This window comes from Escherichia sp. MOD1-EC6819, from assembly GCF_002965765.1.
Taxonomy (GTDB): domain Bacteria; phylum Pseudomonadota; class Gammaproteobacteria; order Enterobacterales; family Enterobacteriaceae; genus Escherichia; species Escherichia ruysiae.
On sequence record NZ_PTRG01000004.1, the window covers coordinates 211,836 to 234,511 of the forward strand.

At 51.0% G+C, this 22,676-nt stretch carries 20 protein-coding genes; 2 read left to right on the forward strand and 18 right to left on the reverse strand.

What is annotated here, in order from left to right; all coding sequences use genetic code 11:
• Nucleotides 1–100: 100 nt before the first annotated feature.
• The 4 genes from torZ to A7Z06_RS07080 form a co-directional block, all read right to left on the reverse strand.
• Complete coding sequence (gene torZ, locus A7Z06_RS07065) at nucleotides 101–2,530, reverse strand: trimethylamine N-oxide reductase TorZ (RefSeq protein ID WP_105279376.1); 2,430 nt, start codon at nucleotides 2,528–2,530, stop codon at nucleotides 101–103.
• Nucleotides 2,531–2,554: 24 nt separating this feature from the next.
• Entirely contained in the window at nucleotides 2,555–3,655 is a 1,101-nt protein-coding gene (locus A7Z06_RS07070) for a NapC/NirT family cytochrome c (RefSeq protein WP_001214269.1), read from the reverse strand.
• 389 nt (nucleotides 3,656–4,044) lie between these two features.
• Nucleotides 4,045–4,791 carry a copper homeostasis protein CutC gene (gene cutC, locus A7Z06_RS07075; RefSeq protein ID WP_001185707.1) on the reverse strand — a complete coding sequence of 249 codons (747 nt, stop codon included), beginning with the start codon at nucleotides 4,789–4,791 and terminating at the stop codon, nucleotides 4,045–4,047.
• 13 nt (nucleotides 4,792–4,804) lie between these two features.
• Complete coding sequence (locus A7Z06_RS07080) at nucleotides 4,805–5,371, reverse strand: VOC family protein (RefSeq protein ID WP_010345044.1); 567 nt, start codon at nucleotides 5,369–5,371, stop codon at nucleotides 4,805–4,807.
• 214 nt (nucleotides 5,372–5,585) lie between these two features.
• Between A7Z06_RS07080 and argS the strand changes: the two genes are divergently transcribed.
• A complete protein-coding gene (gene argS / locus A7Z06_RS07085) occupies nucleotides 5,586–7,319 on the forward strand; it encodes an arginine--tRNA ligase (RefSeq protein ID WP_001025326.1) in 1,734 nt (577 codons plus the stop codon).
• A gap of 52 nt (nucleotides 7,320–7,371) precedes the next feature.
• Here the strand turns inward: argS and flhE are convergent, their stop codons facing one another.
• The 14 genes from flhE to flhD form a co-directional block, all read right to left on the reverse strand.
• Nucleotides 7,372–7,764, reverse strand: a complete 393-nt coding sequence (gene flhE, locus A7Z06_RS07090) for a flagellar protein FlhE (protein WP_001221459.1) — start codon at nucleotides 7,762–7,764, stop codon at nucleotides 7,372–7,374.
• Entirely contained in the window at nucleotides 7,764–9,842 is a 2,079-nt protein-coding gene (flhA, locus tag A7Z06_RS07095) for a flagellar biosynthesis protein FlhA (RefSeq protein ID WP_000067001.1), read from the reverse strand. The genes flhE and flhA overlap by 1 nt, the downstream gene beginning before the upstream one ends.
• Nucleotides 9,835–10,983, reverse strand: coding sequence for a flagellar biosynthesis protein FlhB (flhB, locus tag A7Z06_RS07100; protein WP_024165089.1), 1,149 nt, complete (start codon nucleotides 10,981–10,983; stop codon nucleotides 9,835–9,837). The genes flhA and flhB overlap by 8 nt, the downstream gene beginning before the upstream one ends.
• Nucleotides 10,984–11,184: 201 nt before the next feature.
• Nucleotides 11,185–11,829: a protein phosphatase CheZ gene (gene cheZ / locus A7Z06_RS07105; RefSeq protein WP_000983593.1), complete on the reverse strand. Its 645-nt coding sequence runs from the start codon at nucleotides 11,827–11,829 to the stop codon at nucleotides 11,185–11,187.
• Between the two features lie 10 nt (nucleotides 11,830–11,839).
• The gene (gene cheY / locus A7Z06_RS07110) at nucleotides 11,840–12,229 is read right to left on the reverse strand and encodes a chemotaxis response regulator CheY (protein ID WP_000763855.1); all 390 of its coding nucleotides are present in this window, start codon (nucleotides 12,227–12,229) and stop codon (nucleotides 11,840–11,842) included.
• A 14-nt stretch (nucleotides 12,230–12,243) separates the two neighbouring features.
• Nucleotides 12,244–13,293 carry a protein-glutamate methylesterase/protein glutamine deamidase gene (gene cheB / locus A7Z06_RS07115; RefSeq protein WP_000036399.1) on the reverse strand — a complete coding sequence of 350 codons (1,050 nt, stop codon included), beginning with the start codon at nucleotides 13,291–13,293 and terminating at the stop codon, nucleotides 12,244–12,246.
• A gap of 2 nt (nucleotides 13,294–13,295) precedes the next feature.
• Complete coding sequence (gene cheR / locus A7Z06_RS07120) at nucleotides 13,296–14,156, reverse strand: protein-glutamate O-methyltransferase CheR (RefSeq protein WP_000204525.1); 861 nt, start codon at nucleotides 14,154–14,156, stop codon at nucleotides 13,296–13,298.
• A gap of 148 nt (nucleotides 14,157–14,304) precedes the next feature.
• Nucleotides 14,305–15,966, reverse strand: a complete 1,662-nt coding sequence (gene tar / locus A7Z06_RS07125; protein WP_010345055.1) for a methyl-accepting chemotaxis protein II — start codon at nucleotides 15,964–15,966, stop codon at nucleotides 14,305–14,307.
• 144 nt (nucleotides 15,967–16,110) lie between these two features.
• Entirely contained in the window at nucleotides 16,111–16,614 is a 504-nt protein-coding gene (gene cheW / locus A7Z06_RS07130; protein ID WP_000147302.1) for a chemotaxis protein CheW, read from the reverse strand.
• 20 nt (nucleotides 16,615–16,634) lie between these two features.
• Nucleotides 16,635–18,599, reverse strand: a complete 1,965-nt coding sequence (gene cheA, locus A7Z06_RS07135) for a chemotaxis protein CheA (protein ID WP_010345062.1) — start codon at nucleotides 18,597–18,599, stop codon at nucleotides 16,635–16,637.
• A gap of 4 nt (nucleotides 18,600–18,603) precedes the next feature.
• The gene (motB, locus tag A7Z06_RS07140; RefSeq protein ID WP_000788499.1) at nucleotides 18,604–19,530 is read right to left on the reverse strand and encodes a flagellar motor protein MotB; all 927 of its coding nucleotides are present in this window, start codon (nucleotides 19,528–19,530) and stop codon (nucleotides 18,604–18,606) included.
• A complete protein-coding gene (gene motA / locus A7Z06_RS07145) occupies nucleotides 19,527–20,414 on the reverse strand; it encodes a flagellar motor stator protein MotA (protein ID WP_000906346.1) in 888 nt (295 codons plus the stop codon). The genes motB and motA overlap by 4 nt, the downstream gene beginning before the upstream one ends.
• 123 nt (nucleotides 20,415–20,537) lie before the next feature.
• Nucleotides 20,538–21,116, reverse strand: coding sequence for a flagellar transcriptional regulator FlhC (flhC, locus tag A7Z06_RS07150; RefSeq protein ID WP_001291590.1), 579 nt, complete (start codon nucleotides 21,114–21,116; stop codon nucleotides 20,538–20,540).
• Between the two features lie 2 nt (nucleotides 21,117–21,118).
• Nucleotides 21,119–21,469: a flagellar transcriptional regulator FlhD gene (gene flhD, locus A7Z06_RS07155; RefSeq protein ID WP_001516558.1), complete on the reverse strand. Its 351-nt coding sequence runs from the start codon at nucleotides 21,467–21,469 to the stop codon at nucleotides 21,119–21,121.
• 776 nt (nucleotides 21,470–22,245) lie between these two features.
• Between flhD and uspC the strand changes: the two genes are divergently transcribed.
• Nucleotides 22,246–22,674, forward strand: coding sequence for a universal stress protein UspC (gene uspC / locus A7Z06_RS07160; RefSeq protein WP_000122665.1), 429 nt, complete (start codon nucleotides 22,246–22,248; stop codon nucleotides 22,672–22,674).
• Nucleotides 22,675–22,676: the final 2 nt, after the last annotated feature.

Consider the following 22,676-nt stretch of genomic DNA (forward strand, 5'->3'; position numbering starts at 1 on the left):
ACAATTTTGTAGGCCGGATAAGGCGTTCACGCCGCATCCGGCATGAACAAAGCACACTTTGTCAGCACTTTAACGCCCGTTTCCGGGCGCTATTCACTTCTTACGCCTGAACAGCTGGCTGATCAAACGCCGTCAATTTCGGCGCATTGCCCGTGTATTTTTCGATATACACCAACGAGGTGTTACCGGCACAGGAATTCGCCAGCTGCGAGCTGGGGATATCCGCCGTTAACACATTTGCGCAGCCGTTTTTACACAAGCCATTTTCCAGATCCGGCCATGCGCCTTCATGGACGCACACTACGCCTTTTTTGATCCCGTCAGTCACCACGGCTCCCGTCAGGATCTGACCGCGTTTGTTCCAGACGCGTACCAGATCGCCGTTCGCAATGCCAAAGCGAGCAGCATCTTCTGTATGAATAGTGATTGGTTCACGATCGGCAACCGCATATTTATTACGCAGTTCCGCATAGTTAAGCTGACTGTGTAAACGGTGTGCCGGATGTGCGGTCAGAAGCTGCAACTGCTTCTCGTCGGCGGTACCTTTCCACTCATCAGGTGCAAGCCAGGTTGGGTGTGCCGGGCAATCCTTATAAGCAAATTTTTCCAGCGTTTTGGAATAGATCTCAATTTTGCCGCTTGGCGTACCCAGCGCATTTTTCACCGGATCGGCGCGGAAATCGCCATAGCGAACATATTGCTCGTTCTTCTCGCTGCGGCGCATTTCAAGCAGTTTATTTTGCTGCCAGAAGGCATTAAACATCGGCATAGTGACGCGTTGCGCACGCGCACCTTTCTGAGCGGCATCATAGAAAAATTTCAGCCACGCCATTTCATCTTTACCTTCGGTATAGATCTCTTTTCCGCCAGGTTTCAGTAATTCAGCAAGATCGGCAAACACGTCAAAATCGTTACGTGCTTCAAACTGCGGCGCAACCACTTGCTTCATCGGTACGATGTGCTGGTTGCTGTAGTCGCCGGTCATCGTCAGGTCATTGCGCTCAAACGATGTGGTGATCGGTAATACGATATCCGCGTGTTTAGCTGCTGCCGTCCAGTAACATTCAGAAACGACGATCAGCTCTGGTTTCTGCCAGGCTTTGATCAGACGATTGGTATCCTGGTGATGGGTGAAATTACCGCCGCCAGCCCACCAGATCATTTTGATATTTGGGTAAGTTTGTTCTTTACCGTTATGCTGATATTTGCCGCCAGGATTTTCCAGCGCATCGACGATACGGGCAACAGGAATCGCCGTCATTCCGCCATCATCAGCGGCCTCGCTGGCCTGTCCGGCAATCGCCGCAGACATTTCCGGCAGCACGCCGCCAACACGCGTCGGGTTGCCACCGTTTGAGTAATGATAAGAGAAACCAAACCCGCCGCCCGGTGTACCAATCTGCCCTAACATCGCCGCCAGCGTCACCAGCATCCAGTGTTTCTGTTCACCATATTGCTGGCGCTGAATTCCCCAGCCAGCCATCAGCATTGTGCGATTCGCCGCCATCAGTTCGGCGAGTTTGACTATCTGCGCTTCCGGCACACCGGTAATTTCCGCCGCCCAGGCCGCGCTCTTCGGGGTATTATCGCTCTTACCTGTCAGATACTCTTCAAACTGCGGATATCCGGTAGTGTATTTTTCAAGGAACACTTTATCGTGTTTGCCTTGTGTCATCAGGGTATGCGCGATCCCTAACATCAGTGCCACGTCGGTGCCCATATTCGGCGCGATCCAGGTGGCATTATCGCCAAAGAATTCGATGGTTTCGGAGCGGATAGGATCAATGGCAATCACTGGTTTGCCAGATTTTTTCAGCTGATGGAAGTATTCCAGCCCTTGCTCATCGGTACTGCTCCAGGCAATTTTTAAGGTATTCAGCGGGTTCATCCCCCACAGCACCACAACCTGGCTGTTTTCCAGAATCAGCGGCCAGGAGGTCTGCTGTTCATAAACCTCCACGGAACCGACAACGTGCGGCATGATCACCTGCGCAGCTCCGGTTGAGTAATCGCCACTATGTCCTGAATAACCACCCGCCAGATTCATATAACGTTGCAGTAAAGTTTGCGCTTTATGCAACACGCCAGAAGAACGCCAGCCGTAAGATCCGGCAAAAATGGCAGATGGTCCATTGGCCTTGCGAATGCGATCGTGTTGCTCATGAATCAGTTTTAATGCTTGTTCCCAGCTCACCTGAACGTAACTGTCGTCGCCGCGACCTTTCGCCGGTTGCAGTGGATTATCGAGATAGCTTTTTCGCACCATCGGATGCTGAATACGCGCCGTGGTATGCACCTGATCCGCCGCCGTAGATTGCAAAGAGTTCGGGATGGTCTTCGCCAGCGCGCCTGTAGAAGAAACAATTTTACCGTCATTCACTTCTACGTTCATCGCTCCCCAACGGCCTGCGGTAAGAATTTTACCGCCCTTCTCTTCTGCCCATGCAGGTAACGGTACAGCCGATGTCACCACCAGCGCCCCTGCCGCAATACCGCTATGTTTAATAAACTCACGTCTTGTTAATGTCATAACTTCCTCCCTGATCAACGAAGATCACTGTTTCTCGGTAATATCTTTAGCGTTGTACTGGAAGTACCGCGTCAAAATATCCAGTTCGTTTTCGCTCATGCTGGTTCGCGCCCCCATCCCTTTGGCAATGGACGGCCATGCATTGACGGTGTAATGATCGGCGGCAATAGGTGCATGGCAACCAGCGCAATAGGTATCGTCGAGTTTTTCAGCGTATTGCCATAGCGGTTTACGGTCCGCTAATGCGGGATCGGTAAGCGGCCCCTGTAATGACGCCTTACGCCATTGATTACCGTATTCGTCAGCTTTCCATTCCCCATTTATCGTTAGCGCCTTGATACCTTCTTCACTCAGTGTGGCTAACGCCAGTCGTTGACCTGCCGCCAGGTAGAGCGTGTTTTCACTGCCCTGCATCTGATAACCCTGCAACAGGACGAGCGGCTGTTTGCCACTGGCATCAACAACCGTAAGATCGGTGCCTGGATTCACAGTAGCCAGTTCACCTATGCGGGAAGGTTTGAAAGGATAAATATGCGCGCCATTAGTCACTGATGTGGCGGCCTGACTTTCCAGTTCATGCGCCGCGTTGTCATCCATTTTTATTTCTGGCGGAAAATGGGCAATCCCTTTGTGGCAATCAATACACGTTTCGCCATCTTTTTGCGCTTTGGTATGCATTTTCTGCGCAGCTTCACTTTGCGATGCAATATCCATGGCATCAAAAGAATGGCAACTACGGCACGTTGCAGAGTCTGAGGCTTTTAATTCTTTCCACACTGTTTCGGCCATTTCCTGACGATGGGATTCGAACTTATCGTCGCTGTCTATTTTGCCGCTAACAAATTCATGATAAATATCTTTAGATGCTTTTAATTTAGCAAATAAATAATCCATTCCTGACTTTGGAATATGGCAATCGGCACATTCAGCACGAATACCTTTTTGATTAGAGAAATGGACAGTCCCCTGATATTCCTCAAACGGTTTGCTCATTGAGTGGCAGGAAAGACAAAATGCCGTTTCCGACGTTTTGTGCAACGTTTTTTGCGCCAACAATAACCCACCGCTACCCACCACTACTGCTATGAGCAGAAAAAATAACCCAATGCGTTTTTTCCCTCGCATAGATTCCTCTAATTAAATTCCAGTACACCGAACCAGCTGTATAAATAAATATACAACGAATTAATAACTCACTAAATTCGGCACAACACTGCCTGAAATAATCGACAAAGAATATGATTTATTGCAATTTTACCATTAATTATTAAAGAAGAAACCAGCCGTTATTTTTTAATATATATTTGGCAGTTTTAATAATTTAAATTACATAGTTAATATGAATATATATAACATTTTTAGTAGCATGATTTGGCGCGCTATTACGAAGTCGATATGACACGGCAACTGTTCATTTTTCATACTTCTCAAGGATAAAAAAAGGCCCCTGTTGAATGGGCAGGGGCCTGGTACGAGCAAGCATCATATTGGGCGACATGATGCAACGGTAAAAATCATTTGGCCTGATGGCGCTCAATGATTCCTTTCATTTCAGCAACCGCCGTCCCGTCTACGACATAACGCGAATACTCGTCCGCGTGTGCATCCGATGACATGGACAATCCCTGATTACGATAACGCATCGGTGAGGCTTGCCACGCTCCTGCAGAGCTATGGACTTCCAGCACCCCGGCATCGAGGAAATGGTGCAGGTTTTCTGCACGGACTCCTGCTCCGGCCATGATGATTGGAGCATCACCATAGGCAATAAGTTCCATAATTTTTGATAAACCTTGCAGTGCATCAGATTTTTGCCCCGATGTCAGCACCCTGGCAATGCCTAATTCAGCAAGGTTATTCAATGTATTTAAAGGGTTAGCGCACATATCGAAGGCACGATGAAAAGTGACGGCCAGCGGACCAGCAGCCGCCATTATTTTTTCCATTCGTGGCATATCGACATTACCATCAACATCCAGAACCCCCGTCACCAGTCCAGGAAATCCTAATTCACGCACTGTGCGGATATCTTCAAGAATGGCGGCAAACTCGCCGTCGCTGTAGCAAAAATCGCCACCGCGTGGACGAATGATCGGATGTACGGGGATCGTAACATGCTGGCGCACGGACTTCAGAACGCCCAGTGACGGCGTTAGCCCCCCTTCTTTCGGTGCCGCACACAATTCTATTCTGTCGGCACCGTTTTGCTGCGCCGTCAGCGCGCATTCCATGCTGTAACAGCAAATTTCCAGTAATGCCATTTTTGCTCCTTAATTACGCCGACTGCTCGCTGGCAACGATCTCTTCAATGGACCATGGATGAAATTTTATCGTCGTTTTGCCATCGGTGACCGCCAGCGTCGGATTCGGTAATCGTTCATGCTCACCTTTTGGCGAACTGGTTTTAACCGAGATCCCCGGCAGGCTTAGTCCTTCATCAGAAAGCAACGCCAGCGCGCGGGCATTCAGCGTTTCCGGCTCTCCTGGCAGAACAATTTCGATATGTTCCCAACCTTCATGCGGGTAGCGTTTTTCCCCTGGCCACGGCAACTCAACAATCGAAAACTGCCAGTGAGCAACCTGTACCGGTTCACGCAATTTAAACAGGCAAATCGGTCTGCCATTGATCATATTTTCTGACAGGAGTTCGCCGCACTGTTCAAACCCGCGACGCCAGCGTTCAGCGGTGGCGTTTTGATGGCACCGCAAAGAAATGTGATCGGCAGTCAGCGGAGTAATATCCAGCCCCAGACGCCGTGAAAGTTCGTCTAATGCGTGGATAAATCGCGGTAAATCCGTTGCAATATCCTGCAACTCGTCGATAGATTGCCAGTTCGCCATAATCACTCTTCGTCTTCGGTAAAAGCGTTAATTTACCCTGTTGCCCTGCGCCAACCAACCGCTGATTTCACGCCGCTCCTGATGCAATAGTGAAAACGGCAATACGCCACGCGCACGTTGCTGACGAAAACAGCCATTTGCAGTATACTCCCGCCCTAATTTCTTTAACTGGTGCGGGCAATTTTTGCTCGCTTCATCAATGTAAGGTATTCCGGTGAATATTCAGGCTCTTCTCTCAGAAAAAGTCCGTCAGGCCATGATTGCGGCAGGCGCGCCTGCGGATTGCGAACCGCAGGTTCGTCAGTCAGCAAAAGTTCAGTTCGGCGACTATCAGGCTAACGGCATGATGGCAGTTGCTAAAAAACTGGGTATGGCACCGCGACAATTAGCAGAGCAGGTGCTGACTCATCTGGATCTTAACGGTATCGCCAGCAAAGTTGAGATCGCCGGTCCTGGCTTTATCAACATTTTCCTTGATCCGGCATTCCTGGCTGAACATGTTCAGCAGGCGCTGGCGTCCGATCGTCTCGGTGTTGCTACGCCAGAAAAACAGACCATTGTGGTTGACTACTCCGCGCCAAACGTGGCGAAAGAGATGCACGTCGGTCATCTGCGTTCCACTATCATTGGTGACGCGGCAGTACGTACTCTGGAGTTCCTCGGTCACAAAGTGATTCGTGCTAACCACGTCGGCGACTGGGGCACTCAGTTCGGTATGCTGATTGCATGGCTGGAAAAGCAGCAGCAGGAAAACGCCGGTGAAATGGAGCTGGCTGACCTTGAAGGTTTCTACCGCGATGCGAAAAAGCATTACGACGAAGATGAAGAGTTCGCCGAGCGTGCACGTAACTACGTGGTAAAACTGCAAAGCGGTGACGAATATTTCCGCGAGATGTGGCGCAAGCTGGTCGACATCACCATGACGCAGAACCAGATCACCTACGATCGTCTGAACGTGACGCTGACCCGTGATGACGTGATGGGCGAAAGCCTGTACAACCCGATGCTGCCGGGTATCGTGGCGGATCTGAAAGCCAAAGGTCTGGCAGTAGAAAGCGAAGGCGCAACCGTCGTATTCCTTGATGAGTTCAAAAACAAGGAAGGCGAACCGATGGGTGTGATCATTCAGAAGAAAGATGGCGGCTATCTCTACACCACCACCGATATCGCCTGTGCGAAATACCGTTACGAGACGCTACATGCCGATCGCGTGCTGTATTACATCGACTCCCGTCAGCATCAACACCTGATGCAGGCGTGGGCGATCGTCCGTAAAGCAGGCTACGTGCCGGAATCCGTACCGCTGGAGCACCACATGTTCGGCATGATGCTGGGTAAAGACGGCAAGCCGTTTAAAACGCGTGCTGGCGGTACGGTGAAACTGGCCGATCTGCTGGATGAAGCCCTGGAGCGTGCACGTCGTCTGGTGGCAGAGAAGAACCCGGATATGCCAGCCGACGAGTTGGAAAAACTGGCCAATGCCGTGGGTATCGGTGCGGTGAAATACGCGGATCTCTCCAAAAACCGCACCACCGACTACATCTTCGACTGGGACAACATGCTGGCGTTTGAGGGTAATACTGCGCCGTACATGCAGTATGCCTACACCCGTGTGTTGTCCGTGTTCCGTAAAGCAGAAATTAACGAAGAGCAACTGGCTGCGGCTCCGGTGATCATCCGTGAAGATCGCGAAGCACAATTGGCTGCTCGCCTGCTGCAGTTTGAAGAAACCCTCACTGTGGTTGCCCGTGAAGGCACGCCGCACGTGATGTGTGCTTATCTGTACGATCTGGCCGGTCTGTTCTCTGGCTTCTACGAGCACTGCCCGATCCTTAGCGCAGAAAACGAAGAAGTGCGTAACAGCCGTCTGAAACTGGCGCAACTGACGGCGAAGACGCTGAAACTGGGTCTGGATACGCTGGGTATTGAGACGGTAGAGCGTATGTAATCGCGTTATACCGCAAAGGCCGATGTCGTTGCAGACATCGGCTTTTTTATCACTAACGGTAATTCACAATCACTTCATTACGTTGTACCTTCAGCGGCGGAATTAACCGCCCACCGCCAGGCACTTCCCAGATAAATCGCAACGGTTCTGCCGCCGGTATACCGGAAAAGGCCACAGTGCTCCCACTCTGCCCGTCTAACTCGACACAACGAGATTGTGAACACAAGCGTACCCGCAGCCCCGATGGTGTCGGGCCGATAAGCTGATAACGCCACGCCACCAGCGTCATCAATCCTGATGCTGGTTGTCGCGAAGAAAGAGGCGCTGACGACATCGACTCACCGCGATGATTTAGCGTAACGCCCACACTACTTGTCTGCCACATCCCCTCCCCGGCGGCTTGTACAACCAGCGGAAACAACAATATCGCCAGTAAGATCCTCATTATTTACCCCCAATAGTCGCCGTCATCCGAATCTGCCGGTTATCAGAGAGTTCGAGATTCGACAGTACCACCAGTTGCGGCAGGCTACGGCGCAGAAAGCGAGACAATAGCGGACGCAGCGCGTGGTTCACCAACAGTACTGGCGGCGCACCCAGCATCTCCTGACGGGATAATGCTTCCTGGGTCTGTGCCAGCAAACGATCCGCCAGCCCCGGTTCCAGTCCGCCACCGCCCTGCAACGCCTGTAACAGTAAACGCTCCAGTGGCGTGTCCAGACCAATAACGTGAACTTCATCTTTACCGGGGAACCACTGCTGAGTAATTGCCCGCCCCAGCGCCACGCGCACGACGGCGGTTAATTCATGCGGATCGCTCTGGATAGGCGCATGTTCCGCCAGTGTTTCAAGAATGGTGCGCATATCGCGGATCGGTACTTTTTCATCAAGCAGGTTTTGTAGCACTTTATGCAGCGTGGTAAGCGTGATAACGCCAGGAACCAAATCCTCCGTCAGTTTTGGCATCTCCTGCGCCACGCGATCCAGTAACTGCTGCGCCTCCTGACGACCAAACAGTTCTGCGGCATGTTGACTAATGAGGTGGTTAAGATGCGTTGCCACCACTGTACTGGCTTCAACCACCGTATATCCCTGAATCTGCGCTTGTTCTTTTAGCGCACTTTCAATCCAGATAGCATTAAGACCAAATGCCGGATCGACAGTCACTTCGCCGGGTAGCGTCCCAGCGGCTGTTCCTGGGTTAATGGCCAGCCAGCGCCCCGGATAAGCATCACCACTGCCAATCTCAACGCCTTTCATCAAGATACGATAGCGGGCAGGCTGTAGATCCATATTGTCGCGGATGTGCACCACTGGCGGTAGAAAGCCCATCTCCTGAGCAAATTTCTTGCGAATACTGCGAATACGACCAAGCAACTCGCCATCCTGCTGAAAATCGACCATCGGAATCAGCCGATAACCCACTTCCATTCCCAGAGAATCTTCCAGTTGCACATCGTTCCAGGTCGCTTCGACAACGGCATTATTTTCCGCCATCTTCACTGGTTTCGGTTCAGCGGGCGCTTTTTGTTCACGTCCACGAACCCACCATGCCAGCCCCAGCAATCCCGCTGTGAACAGTAAAAATACCAGGTTTGGCATTCCCGGCACCAGCCCCAGTAAACCTAGCACTGCGGCACTTAACAACATGACGCTGGGGTTACTGAAAAGCTGATTAACCATCTGCTCGCCAACGTCCTGATCGGTACTGACTCGCGTAACGATAACCCCCGCAGCGGTAGAAATAACCAGCGCAGGTATTTGCGCGACCAGACCATCACCGATGGTCAACAGCGTATAACTTTCCGCTGCATGACCCATACTCATGCCATGTTGCAACACCCCAACCAGCAATCCGCCAACAACGTTAATGACCATGATAAGGATCCCGGCGATGGCGTCACCACGGACAAACTTACTCGCCCCGTCCATTGAGCCGTAAAAATCAGCTTCTTGGGTCACTTCTGAACGTCGCTTTTTTGCTTCATCTTCGCCAATCAGGCCAGCGTTGAGGTCGGCATCAATCGCCATCTGTTTTCCTGGCATTCCGTCGAGAACAAAGCGCGCCCCCACTTCCGCGATACGTCCGGCACCTTTGGTAATGACCATAAAGTTGATGATCACGAGGATGACAAACACCACAATGCCGATGGCAAAGTTACCGCCCACGAGAAAATGACCAAATGCTTCAACCACCTTCCCTGCCGCCGCCGCGCCAGTATGCCCTTCCATCAAAATGATACGCGTGGAAGCCACATTAAGCGCCAGACGCAGCAGCGTGGTAAACAACAGAATGGTCGGAAACGCGGCAAACTCAAGCGTGCGCTGGGTAAACATCGCCACCAGCAACACCATAATCGACAAGGCAATGTTGAAAGTGAACAGCAGGTCGAGAATGAATGCGGGCAATGGCAGCACCATCATCGACAAAATCAGCAGGATCAAAATAGGTCCGGCAAGGATCTGCCACTGTGTCGATTTCAGGTTTGCGGGCAGGCGCAGCATCGCGGCCAGATTACTCATGGGACGGTTTCTCGTTGATAAAATCCAGGGCTTCCGGCACCGGAAGATGAGTGGGTTGTTCAGGACGTTGTCCACCGGCCAGACGCCAGCGTTTCAGTTGCCAGACCCAGGCCAGCACTTCCGCCACGGCGGCATACAGTTGACCGGGAATTTGTTGGCCGATTTCTGCGTGTCGATACAGCGCGCGCGCCAGCGGCGGCGCTTCAAGAGTCGGGACGTTATTTTCAGCGGCGATTTCACGAATGTGTAACGCCACCAGCCCCGCGCCTTTAGCAACGACTTTCGGCGCGCTCATTTTGTTTTCGTCATACTGCAATGCCACTGAGTAGTGAGTTGGGTTATTAACAATGACGTCCGCTTTCGGCACATCGGCCATCATCCGACGCCGCGCGGCAGCACGCTGCATCTGACGAATTCGCCCTTTGACATGCGGATCGCCTTCGCTTTGTTTGAACTCATCACGAATATCCTGCCGTGACATACGCAGCTTTTTCAGGTGGCTGAAAATTTGAAAAAAGACGTCAAATCCCACCATCGGAATGACACCAAGCACCACTAAAAGTGCACACAACCCCACAACATCCATCGCGTTAGCCATTGCGGTAATGGATGACTGCGCCATTAAGCGCATCATCTGCGGCCAGTGATGCCAGAGATAAAAGCCAGTAACGCAGCCAACCAGTGTAGATTTCAGGATAGCTTTCAGCAGCTCCGCGCCAGTTTGCGCCGAGAAAATACGTTTAATGCCCGGTAGTGGGTTGAGTTTGGAAAACTTCGGTTGCAATGATTTACCACTAAATACCAGCCCCCCCAGCATGACCGGCGAAATGAGCGCCACCAGTACCACACCGCTAATCAGCGGCAACAGTGCAAGCATGGCTTCTCTGATCAGCAAAATAATCTGTCCGAGAATGAGGTTGGGGTCATTGATGATGCTGTGATCAAAATGCAGCCCGGCGGAGAGCATCCCCGACAACCGCCGTGCCAGAGACGCGCCACCAAACCAAATAACACACACGCCCACCAGTAAAATGAGCAGTGAGGTCAGCTCACGGGAGCGCGGGATCTGCCCCTCTTCCCGCGCTTTTTCAAGTCGGTGAGGTGTGGGAGCTTCTGTTTTGTCGTCGCTCTCGTCAGACACGTCGCCAATCCTGGAAATGGTAATAAGCGTGAATAATGCCAGAGCGGAAAGCATTCAATGCCTGGAATAAGTGGCAAAACAGGTGGGCTTTAGGGCTTTTACCGCAGTACATCAGACAGGGCGCACGTTTGTCGGATGTGGCGTAAACGCCTTATCCGACCGCCTGATATGACGCGGTCACGTCACATCAGGCAATACAAATCAAAACCCAAGACTATCCAACAAATCGTCCACCTGATCCTGACTGGCAACCACACCGGCTTTGCTGGTATCGACCTGTGGTCCGTTAAGCAAACTCTGGTTTTCACGTTTCGGACGCGCATCCTGTTCCGGGATATTTTCCAGCAGCACCATCAACAGCTGGCGTTCAATTTCCTGAATCACATCCATCATCCGTTTAATCACCTGCCCGGTGAGATCCTGAAAATCCTGCGCCATCATAATTTCCAGTAACTGCGCGTTTGTGAAGCTGGTATGAGCGGGCACATCCGCCAGAAATTGCCGCGTATCTGTCACCAGTTCACGGGCGTCGGCAAGGTCAATCGGATCGGCGAACCAGTCATCCCAGCGTTGGGTTAATGCTTTTGCCGATTCCTCCATTTCATCCTGATGCGGTTGCGACGCCTCAACGCTATTCAGCGCCCGCTCTGCGGCCTGCGCAGTCATCTGCACAACGTAGAACAAGCGATCGCGGGCATCAGGGATAGCTTCCGCAGCTTCGGCTATCGCCTGATCCAGTCCCAGCTCTCGCAGGCTGTCACGCAGCATACGCGTCAGGCTGCCGATGCGCGCGATGATATCGCCGGCAGCATGTTCATCAGCAGGTTTGATTGATGGTTGCATCATAGTCGCATCCTCACATGCCCAGTTTCTCAAAGATTTTGTTGAGTTTTTCCTCCAGCGTCGCGGCGGTAAATGGCTTAACCACATAGCCACTGGCCCCCGCTTGTGCTGCCGCGATAATGTTCTCTTTCTTCGCCTCAGCGGTCACCATCAGCACTGGCAACGCCGACATCGCACCATCAGCACGAATGGTTTTCAGCAACTCCAGACCATCCATATTCGGCATATTCCAGTCGGAAATCACAAAGCCATAACCGCCCGCCTGTAACTTGTTGAGAGCATCAGCGCCATCTTCCGCTTCCTCAACATTGTTGAAACCCAGCTCTTTCAGCAGGTTACGCACAATGCGTCGCATGGTGGAAAAGTCATCCACAACCAAAAATTTAAGTTCTTTATCCGCCATTTCACACTCCTGATTTAAATACGTATCGCCTGTCCGACACTGATTTTCGCCAGCATTTGCTGGCTTACCTGGCTAAGATCGACCACTTCGCAGACGCCCCCCAGATTGATGGCCTCGCGCGGCATACCGAACACCACACAGCTTGCTTCGTTTTGCGCAAGGGTCCATGCCCCCGCCTGACGCATCGCCAACATTCCCGCCGCACCGTCGTTGCCCATACCGGTGAGGATCACTCCAACCGCGTTGCGCCCCGCCTGTCTGGCGACAGAATGAAACAACACATCCACCGACGGTCGATGGCGGTTAACCGCCGGGCCATCGTGAATTTTGATTTGATAGTTCGCGCCGCTGCGCGCCAGTTCCATATGTCGATCGCCCGGTGCGATATAGGCATGTCCCGGCAAAACACGTTCTCCGTCTTCGGCCTCTTTAACACCGATTTGACACAGCTTATTCAGGCGGTCGGCAAAAGAACGGGTAAAGCCAGGCGGCATATGCTGGGTGATTAACAGTGCCGGGCTGGAAAGCGGCAGCGGCTGCAATACGTGCCGAATTGCCTCGGTGCCCCCCGTTGAAGCACCAATCGCAATCAGTTTTTCTGAACTCAACAACGGCCCCGCTTTCAGCGTTGCCGGAGCCGATAATGGTTTATGCGCCGCGAGGCTCGCCCTCGACGCCGTACGCACCTTTTCAGCGATCATTTCGCTGTACGCCAGCATCCCTTCTCGAATACCCAGTTGCGGTTTAGTGACAAAATCAATCGCCCCCAACTCCAGCGCACGCAGCGTCACTTCAGAACCTTTGCCGGTCAGAGAAGAAACCATCACAACGGGCATTGGACGCAAACGCATTAATTTTTCGAGGAAATCCAGTCCATCCATCCGTGGCATTTCAACATCCAGCGTCAGCACATCGGGGTTGAATTTCTTAATCAAATCTCGCGCGACCAGCGGATCGGGCGCCGTTGCCACCATTTCCATATCGCTATGGCTGTTGATGATTTCCGTCATGATCTGGCGCATCAGTGCCGAATCATCGACAGACAACACCCTGATTTTGCTCATGGTTAATCCTTACTTAGCGCATACACCGTCTGCCCACGCAGCGTGAAGCTGCGCTCAAGGTGGCTGAAATTTTCAGAGTGCCCCGCAAACAGCAATCCGTCAGGTTTAAGTAGTGGCACGAAGCGGCGCAAAATCTCCTGTTGGGTCGTTTGATCAAAGTAGATCATGACGTTACGGCAGAAGATCGCATCAAACGGCCCCGGTACGGTGTACTGTTTCGCCAACAAATTCAGCGGGGAAAAATCGACATAGCTCGCCAGTTCCTGGCGCACGCGTACCAGCCCTTCATGCGGCCCCGTGCCGCGCATGAAGTAACGCTGGAGTTGTTGTGGCGTCAGGTTTTTCAGCTCTTCATGGCGATAAATGCCGCTTCTGGCTTTTTCCAGCACTTCGGTGTCGATATCACTGGCGAACACTTTCCAGCGTCCAGGCGCGGTGCCTAATGTGTCCGCCAGCGTCATGGCAATGCTGTACGGCTCTTCACCAGTCGACGCCGCCGCGCTCCATACACGATATTCCCCAGAACGACGGCGAGCGTGAGCCGCGAGCAGTGGGAAATGATGCCCTTCACGGAAAAATGCCGTCAGGTTGGTAGTCAGCGAGTTAATAAATGCCTGCCACTCGCCGCTAAGCTGATTAGATTCCAGCATGTTCAGATAATGACCAAAATCGGCCAGTCCCAGCGAGCGCAAACGGCGTATCAACCGGTTGTAGACCATGTCACGCTTGTGGTCGGCCAGAACAATCCCCGCACGTTGATAGATCAATTGACTTATCCGCCGAAAATGAACGTCGGAAAGCGCAAGGCGCTCGCTCATCTGTAACAATAAAGACGTTTGCCCACAGGGCTGAGATGATGTCATAGCGCCTTCTCAATCACTTCAGGAAACCACTGGCACAGCCTGTAACTGCACCGATTGTGTTGTAATAGCGCCACCAGAAACGATAAGCGCGACGTTCTGTTGCATCATCAGCCTCATCTGGCGGCAATGGCGCTTGAGTAAATACCCATCAAAATGTTTCCCAGTTTGGCTCTTGTTCAGCGATACGCCGCCGCGACTGCGCAGGTGATTGCTCACTGGCAGGCTGGGATTTTAGTGGTGGTTTGTGGTTTAGCTGACTGGCTGCCAGACGAAATGCGGATACTGCCTGCGTTAAACGACCGGCCTGCTCTTCCAGTGCGGCAGCAGCGGCGGCTGACTCCTGCACCAACGAGGCATTCTGTTGAGTGACGCGATCCATTTCCGACACGGCCAGCGCAACTTGATCAATGCCACGGCTCTGCTCATCGGAGGCTGAAGCAATTTCCCCCATAATGTCGGTGACGCGCGTAACCGCATTAACGATATTCGTCATCGTTTCCCCGGCGCTTTCGACCAGCACAGAACCGGTATCAACGCGGGAAACTGAGTCTTCTATCAGAGCTTTGATCTCTTTTGCTGCCTGGGCGCTGCGACTGGCAAGATTACGCACTTCACCCGCCACCACAGCAAAACCACGCCCCTGTTCCCCGGCACGCGCGGCTTCAACAGCGGCATTCAGTGCGAGGATATTGGTCTGGAAGGCAATGCCGTCGATTACGCTAATAATGTCGGCGATTTTCTTCGAACTGTCGGCGATTTCATGCATGGTTTTCACCACGCCATCCACCACTTTGCCGCCGTGCAGCGCGGTGTCGGAGGCACTTTGTGCCAGTTGCGAGGCCTGACGGGCGTTATCGGCGTTCTGTTTCACCGTCGCGGTGAGCTGTTCCATGCTGGCGGCAGTTTCTTCCAGCGCGGATGCCTGCTGTTCAGTGCGTGATGAAAGATCGGTATTGCCCGCTGCAATTTCACGTGTACCGGCATAGATGGCGTCCGACCCCTGGCGCACATGGGTGACTGTGTCGGTCAAAGAACGCTGCATATGCGAAACGCTCTGCGCCAGTTCGCCCATTTCACTGCGCCCATCAATGATGAGGCTATTCGCCAGGTTACCACCGGCAATTTCGCGAATGTGAGCAATGATTTTCGCCAGCGGGGTAAGCAACATACGGCGGATGCCGTACCACGCCACCAGCAAAATCAATACCACCACCAGCGCGATAACCGCCAGTTGCCACTGGGAAAAGCGGTAATCTTCCGCATTGTTAGTGACGATATCGCGGTAAAGTTTTTCACTACTGAGGGCGTACTGAGCAAACGCTTCGCCCATCGCATTTTGCATTCCCTGAGTTGGTTGAGCGAAATAGGCGCCAGTATTGCCATAATCAAGATAATCAATCAGTTCAGTTAACGCTGTGTGATAGTTTTTGTATTTTTCATCAATATTACGACTGGTGGCGACCATTTCAGGTAACGGTGCCATGCTTTTGAATTTTTTAAAATGAGTCGCTGCCTGGGCCAATGTTTTCCTGGCGCTATCAAGCAATTCAACTTTGGCGTTACTTTGTTGATTGGATGAATCCATCATCATCCGCACCGCCGAACGGCTCAAATTAATGCGCGTTTGTAGCATTAAATCCCAGGTTGAGGTTAGCTCACTCTGTTGTTCCCGTAGTTCATTGGAAACGACAAAGCTTTTCTGGCTATGGTGAAGCGAAGAAAAAAACAAACTGCCGGAAATTAGCTGTAACAGTGCGAATACCCCCAGCACCATTACCAACAGCGTGACTACGCGGATACGGTTAATCATAAGGCACCTTCCTGAAAACAAGTTGATCTCGTTATCGGCAAGGAAGGGGGAAACTTTATTGCTGATGCCACCCGCCGCGAAATTGAAATAAAAAACCCGATGCGCAGATCATCGGGTTCATTTCAATTGAGGAAATCAGGAGAATTACGCCACTTCTGACGCCGCGCTATCTAACAGCGCCATCTCTTCGCTATTCAGCAGTTTTTCGATGTTCACCAGAATCAACATACGGTCGCCCAGTGCGCCCAATCCAGTGAGATATTCTGTTGAAAGCGTCACGGCAAATTCCGGTGCCGGACGAATTTGCTCCGCCGTCAATGAAAGCACGTCTGAAACGCCGTCAACCACGATGCCGACCACCCGTTGTCCGAGATTCAGTACGATAACTACCGTGTTGTCGTTATAGTCCACATCCACCTGGCTGAACTTAATTCGTAAGTCAACAATCGGCACAATAACGCCGCGCAGATTCGTGACGCCTTTGATAAACGCTGGCGTGTTTGCAATCCGTGTTACCTGATCGTAGCCACGGATCTCCTGCACTTTCAGAATATCAATACCGTACTCTTCATCACCAAGGGTAAATACCAGAAATTCCTGGCCTGACGGCTCGCTGGCCAGCTTTGTTACATTCGTCATACCGGTCATATTGTTACCTTTTTACTCATTCAGGCGGCGGTGTTCGCCATACGTTGTTCGCGGTTTATCGTCTGCAAGGCAGAAACATCAACAATCAGTGCCACGCTGCCGTCGCCGAGAATCGTTGCGGCGGATATTCCCGGGATTTTGCGATAGTTACTTTCCAGGTTTTTCACTACTACCTGGTGTTGACCAATTAATTGATCCACCAGCAAAGCGTAGCGGCGACCGCCACTTTGCAGGATCACCACAATTCCCTGAGTCGCTTCAGTTTTCGCGCCCGTGACGTTGAACACTTTCCACAGTTCGACGATAGGCAGATATTCACCACGTACTTCCAGTACCCGCTCGCCGCCCGCCAGTGGATGCAGATCGGCTTCATGGGGTTGCAGTGATTCCATGACGGCATTCAGCGGCAGAATGAAAACTTCATCTGCAACACGTACAGACATGCCATCGAGGATCGCCAGCGTCAGCGGCAGTAAAATGCGGATCGTAGTTCCTGCGCCCGGCGTCGATTTGATTTCGACATGACCGCCCATCTCCTGGATATTACGTTTGACGACATCCATACCAACGCCGCGTCCGGAGACATCGGTAACCTGCTCTGCTGTAGAAAAACCAGGAGCAAATATCAGCATTGCCACTTCGTCATCCGTCATGTTGTCGCTGACGGTCAGACCTTGTGAAACAGCTTTTGCCAGAATCCGTTCACGGTTTAGCCCCGCGCCATCGTCGGTCACTTCGATGCAGATGTTGCCACCCTGATGTTCAGCAGACAGAACCAAATTTCCGACGCGGTTTTTACCTGCGGCGAGGCGTTTTTCAGGCAATTCAATACCGTGGTCGAGACTGTTGCGTACCAGATGGGTCAGCGGGTCAATAATGCGTTCTATCAGGCTCTTGTCGAGTTCAGTGGAACTGCCCACCAGCGTCAGTTCTACCTGTTTGCCGAGTTTTCCCGCCAGGTCACGTACCAGCCGGGGATAGCGACTAAAGACATATTCCATCGGCATCATGCGGATCGACATCACCGATTCCTGCAAATCACGGGCGTTACGTTGTAACTGCCCCATGCTGGTAATCAAATCACCATGATTAACCGGGTCCAGTTCGCTCGAACGCTGAGCCAGCATCGACTGGGTGATGACCAGTTCGCCGACAAGGTTAATCAGTTGATCAACCTTCTCTACAGCCACACGGATACTGGTGGATTCGCTGCCGCGCGGCGGTTTTTCCCGTTCTGTCCGTACAACTGGCGCTTCTGCGGCGGCAAGTTTAAGCACCGGTGGCGCAGATACTTTCGCCGTAGACTCAACGCTTTCAAAGGCAATCTGATCGGCCTCAATGACAAAACAAAGCACCGCAGTAATGTCGTCTTCCGCAATATCTCCCGCTAATGTCGCCGATAACGAATCGGCTCCTTTCACCACGTCAGTCAACGTTGTCAGATGTCCCAGCTCTTCTTCCAGCAGATCGATTTCTCCCGCTTTCAGGCGCGAAAGGATAATTCGTCGCGGCGATTGGCGGCTATTCTGACCATCTTGCGGTTCATTTTTGGCAACCACACTTAATCGGGTCACTGCGGATACCGTTTCGCCTTTCGCTTCTAATGCCAGTTGACGCAAGGCCTGGCAGATATAATCGAAGCTGGCGGTATCTGGCTCTTGTGACTGTTTATAAGCGTCGAGCTGTTCTTGCATGATGTCCTTCGTTTCCAAAAACAGATTGATAATGTCGGTATTAAGCTGCATCTCACCACGTCTGGCTTCATCGAGCAGATTTTCCATCAGATGCGTGGTTTCCTGTAACACAGTAAAACCAAAGGTTCCTGCCCCTCCTTTGATGGAATGGGCTGCACGAAAGATGGCATTCAACTGTTCGGCATCTGGCGCTTCTGGCTGCAAATTAAGCAGATGCTGCTCCATATCGGCTAACAGTTCGTCCGCCTCATCAAAAAATGTCTGATAAAAATCGCTTATATCCATGCTCACGCAGTCACCTCGGTTCGGCTGATGGCATTGTAGGAACACTGACCTGCGGTGCGCTCCCTGTTTTTTCCAGAACACTTACCGGCTCATTCTGGCTTTCAGCGTTTTCATGCAAAATAGCTTGTTCTGCTTGTCTGTTCAGAACCAGCAGGCTGATTCGACGGTTGACGGCATCATCAGGTCCACGATCGCTCAAACGCATGGTGGCTGCCATGCCGACAACGCGCAGAATTTTGCCATCAGCCAGACCGCCCACCATTAGCTCACGGCGCGACGCATTGGCGCGTTCGGCAGAAAGCTCCCAGTTGCTATAGCCTTGCTCACCATTGGCGTAAGGGAAATCATCGGTATGACCGGAGAGACTGATACGGTTAGGAATACCGTTCAGCACAGGCGCAATACTCCGCAGAATGTCACGCATATAGGGTTCGACGTCAGCACTGCCGGTTTTAAACATCGGGCGATTCTGGCTGTCGATAATCTGAATGCGTAAACCTTCCTGCACCAGATCGATTTTGAGATGTGGACGCAGCGCCCGTAGTTTCGGGTCTGATTCAATAAGCTGGTCGAGATCGCCCCGCAATTTCCGCAGCCGACTTTGCTCCATGCGTTTTTTCAGTTCTTCAATGTCCGGTTGCTTATTCACTTCTCCCTGGCTTTGGGTGTAATCATCACCCCCGCCAGGAATTGGGCTTTCACTATTAGAAATGCGATCACCGCCCGTTACTGCCGTCGCCAGCGGCGTGCGGAAATATTCCGCAATCTGAATCAGCTCTTTTGGGCTGGAGATGGAGATCAGCCACATCACCAGAAAAAAAGCCATCATCGCAGTCATAAAGTCAGCATAAGCAATCTTCCACGATCCATGCGCCGAGCCGTGACTTTTCGCTTTGCGTCGCTTGACGACAATAATTGGATGCGCGTGATTCTTCATGCTTCCTCGGTTGTCGTCTGCTGTTGCGGATTTTTCACTGCACGAACGTGCTCTTCCAGTTCGACGAACGACGGGCGCTCGCTGGAGTAGAGCGTTTTGCGACCAAATTCAACCGCAATTGGCGGTGCATAACCGTTGAGATTAGAAAGCAGTATGACTTTGACGCACTGCATCATTTTGCTGGTCTCTGCGCTTTTCTGGCGCAAAACACTTGCCAGCGGGGAAATAAATCCATAAGCCAATAAGATACCGAGGAAAGTCCCCACCATCGCATGAGCAATCAACGCCCCCAGTTCGGCGGCAGGTCGGTCAGCCGAACCGAGCGCGTGAACCACTCCCATCACAGCCGCGACAATACCAAATGCCGGGAGCGAGTCACCGACCAGCGCCAGACTGTTTGCCGGGACTTCCGCCTCGCTTTCGTGAGTCTCGATCTCTTCATCCATCAAAGCTTCGATTTCAAAGGTATTCATGTGACCACTAATAATCAGGCGCAGATAATCGACAATAAAATCAAGCATGACGGCATCAGCCATAATGCGAGGATAACTGGCGAAGATCTCGCTCTCGCGAGGATTTTCAATATCGCGCTCCAACGAAAACATGCCCATCTGGCGTGATTTCGCCATTAGCCGGTAAAGCAGCGCCAGCAGATCCATATACATTGCTTTGGTGTATTTGGAGCGGCGAAACAGTAACGGCAGCGCCTTAAGCGTGCCTTTGATGGCTTTACCGTTGTTGCCGACAATAAACGACCCAATACCTGCACCGGCAATAATCACCAGTTCAGCGGGTTGATAAAGTGCTCCAAGGCTTCCGCCGGTCATCAAATAACCGCCGAAAACTGTACCGAGAACAACCAGGTAACCTAATAAGATAAGCACGACATCATCCTTTCACTGTTGACCATGACAGGATGTTCAGTCGTCAGGCGTTAACTTACGGTCGGGGAAAAAAGCAGCGACAATCAGTTGCCGCTGCTGGAATGTTTCGCCATATCGCGTGAGTTAAACAGCCTGTACTCTCTGTTCATCCAGCAGTTGAGGGATAATATCGGCAGGGTCTTGAGAAAGTTTACGTCTTTTTACCGCTCGTGATGGCGGCTGACATAAGCTGCAGGCAAAGCTGCCAACAGGCTGATGGGCATGGGTGATAAAATTACCGCCGCAGCACTTGCAACTGGAAAGTTGTAGTAAACCACTTTCAACAAATCGCACCAGTGTCCAGGCGCGTGTCAACGCCAGCAGCGGCCCATCTTCGGCTTGTGGACACTGTTCGAGGTATAAACGATAGGCTTTGATTACTGCATCGACGCCGTTACATAACCCTGTTTTCAGCAAAAACTGCCATGCATTACAAAACATCGACGCATGAACATTTTGTTCCCAGGTCATAAACCAGTCGGTGGAGAATGGCAGCATACCTTTCGGCGGCGGACTTCCGCGCAGTTCTTTATAGAGTTTGATCAGGCGTCCGCGACTTAATTGTGTTTCACTTTCCAGCATCTGCAAACGAGCGCCGAGAGTGATCAATTCCATTGCCAGCTGAATATCCCGGGCTTCCTGAACAATGCTTTTTTCGCTCATTATCAGGCCCTTTTTTTACGCAGCACTTCTTCGGGCTGATTAACATCATTCAACAAACGCGTAGAGAGCATGATACCGGTATGAACTTGCTGGAGATCGTCAACGCGGGAATCCTGCGTCAACTGATTAATAGTCTGGTGGCTATCAAAGCGGAAATGACAAATCAGTTGATTGGTTTCTGCCAGTTTAACCATTTGCGGAAGCGTCAGCGTCGCTAACGTTGTTGCCATTTCTTCATTAATACCGAGACGAAACATGGCGGACGCTTTGTCCTGAACGATCAGACGTTGTGCAAGAAGTAAATATGACAAATTGATGTCATAAATATGTTTCAGCAACTCGGAGGTATGCATTATTCCCATCCAGAATAACTAACTTTATTTTTATGCGGTATCACCGCACCCCGTGATGTCGCCGGGAAATCCCGGTAAAAAGTAAATAACCATGGAATAGTTGCGATCAACGAAAAAACACAAGCATCGTAAGCGATGAAACAATCCCTTACAGAGAATAGTGTTTTTTACACTTAACTAAGATTTTTCCTAATTCGACGCAACTGTACTCGTCACCACTCACACATACAACGGAGCGACGCTGCGATTTTCGATAATGTGTGACTCAGATCACACAAAACACTCAATTACTTAACATTAATGTATAAGTCATACTTTTGTTTTGATGATATTTCATTCTGTTAAAAAGTTTTTCAGCGCCTCTGGCTTCAAAAATGAAGTAGAGGCATAAATTTATTATGTTGCGCACTGTTAATATAAATCACCGTAAATAACCATCTGTTATGTATGAAATAAATTTATTTACCCTCTATAACTTATTTTCAAACAGAGAGTTACATAACATGACCCAGTTCAAGTGAAAATAAAGCCGAGACCCCCTTAAATGTTATATAAATGTTTTTCAAACATTAACCATTTGTTTTATAAGGAAAATAGATAATTTTACTTCTTACAGCCATACTGGCGATCGAATAATAACATTGCGGCACTAATTAATTATTCTTACTAGTAACCAGCCTAATATTTACCTTTTTGACTGAGTTGTTATTGCATCAATGCCTCATTCAGAGTAAAGCTGTAATAACACCTGAAGTTCACAGAATAAGGAGCAGGTTATGAGCTATACCAATGTTCTTGTTGCTGTAGCTGTCTCGCCAGAAAGCCAGCAACTGTTGACAAAAGCGGTCTCTATCGCCCGTCCGGTTAATGGGCGCATAAGTTTGATCACTCTCGCTTCCGACCCGGAAATCTTCAATCAATTAGCCGCACCGATGCTTGAAGATTTACGCAGCGTGATGCATGAAGAAACACAAAACTTTCTTGATAAATTAATAAAGGATGCGGGATATCCGGTAGAAGAGACATTTATTGCTTACGGTGAGTTAAGCGAACATATTCTGGCAGTGTGCCGTAAGCATAAATTCGATTTGGTGATTTGCGGCAATCATAACCACAGTTTCTTTTCGCGAGCATCCTGCTCAGCGAAAAGTGTGATTGCCTCAAGCGAGGTCGATGTACTACTGGTTCCGCTTAAGGGAGATTAACT

Excerpts from the sequence above, each read along its gene's own strand:
- torZ (WP_105279376.1), bottom strand. The coding sequence starts at position 2,530 with ATGACATTAACAAGACGTGAGTTTATTAAACATAGCGGTATTGCGGCA.
- A7Z06_RS07070 (WP_001214269.1), bottom strand. The coding sequence starts at position 3,655 with ATGCGAGGGAAAAAACGCATTGGGTTATTTTTTCTGCTCATAGCAGTA.
- cutC (WP_001185707.1), bottom strand. The coding sequence starts at position 4,791 with ATGGCATTACTGGAAATTTGCTGTTACAGCATGGAATGCGCGCTGACG.
- A7Z06_RS07080 (WP_010345044.1), bottom strand. The coding sequence starts at position 5,371 with ATGGCGAACTGGCAATCTATCGACGAGTTGCAGGATATTGCAACGGAT.
- flhE (WP_001221459.1), bottom strand. The coding sequence starts at position 7,764 with ATGAGGATCTTACTGGCGATATTGTTGTTTCCGCTGGTTGTACAAGCC.
- flhA (WP_000067001.1), bottom strand. The coding sequence starts at position 9,842 with ATGAGTAATCTGGCCGCGATGCTGCGCCTGCCCGCAAACCTGAAATCG.
- cheZ (WP_000983593.1), bottom strand. The coding sequence starts at position 11,829 with ATGATGCAACCATCAATCAAACCTGCTGATGAACATGCTGCCGGCGAT.
- cheY (WP_000763855.1), bottom strand. The coding sequence starts at position 12,229 with ATGGCGGATAAAGAACTTAAATTTTTGGTTGTGGATGACTTTTCCACC.
- cheB (WP_000036399.1), bottom strand. The coding sequence starts at position 13,293 with ATGAGCAAAATCAGGGTGTTGTCTGTCGATGATTCGGCACTGATGCGC.
- cheR (WP_000204525.1), bottom strand. The coding sequence starts at position 14,156 with ATGACATCATCTCAGCCCTGTGGGCAAACGTCTTTATTGTTACAGATG.
- tar (WP_010345055.1), bottom strand. The coding sequence starts at position 15,966 with ATGATTAACCGTATCCGCGTAGTCACGCTGTTGGTAATGGTGCTGGGG.
- cheW (WP_000147302.1), bottom strand. The coding sequence starts at position 16,614 with ATGACCGGTATGACGAATGTAACAAAGCTGGCCAGCGAGCCGTCAGGC.
- motB (WP_000788499.1), bottom strand. The coding sequence starts at position 19,530 with ATGAAGAATCACGCGCATCCAATTATTGTCGTCAAGCGACGCAAAGCG.
- flhC (WP_001291590.1), bottom strand. The coding sequence starts at position 21,116 with ATGAGCGAAAAAAGCATTGTTCAGGAAGCCCGGGATATTCAGCTGGCA.
- flhD (WP_001516558.1), bottom strand. The coding sequence starts at position 21,469 with ATGCATACCTCCGAGTTGCTGAAACATATTTATGACATCAATTTGTCA.
- uspC (WP_000122665.1), top strand. The coding sequence starts at position 22,246 with ATGAGCTATACCAATGTTCTTGTTGCTGTAGCTGTCTCGCCAGAAAGC.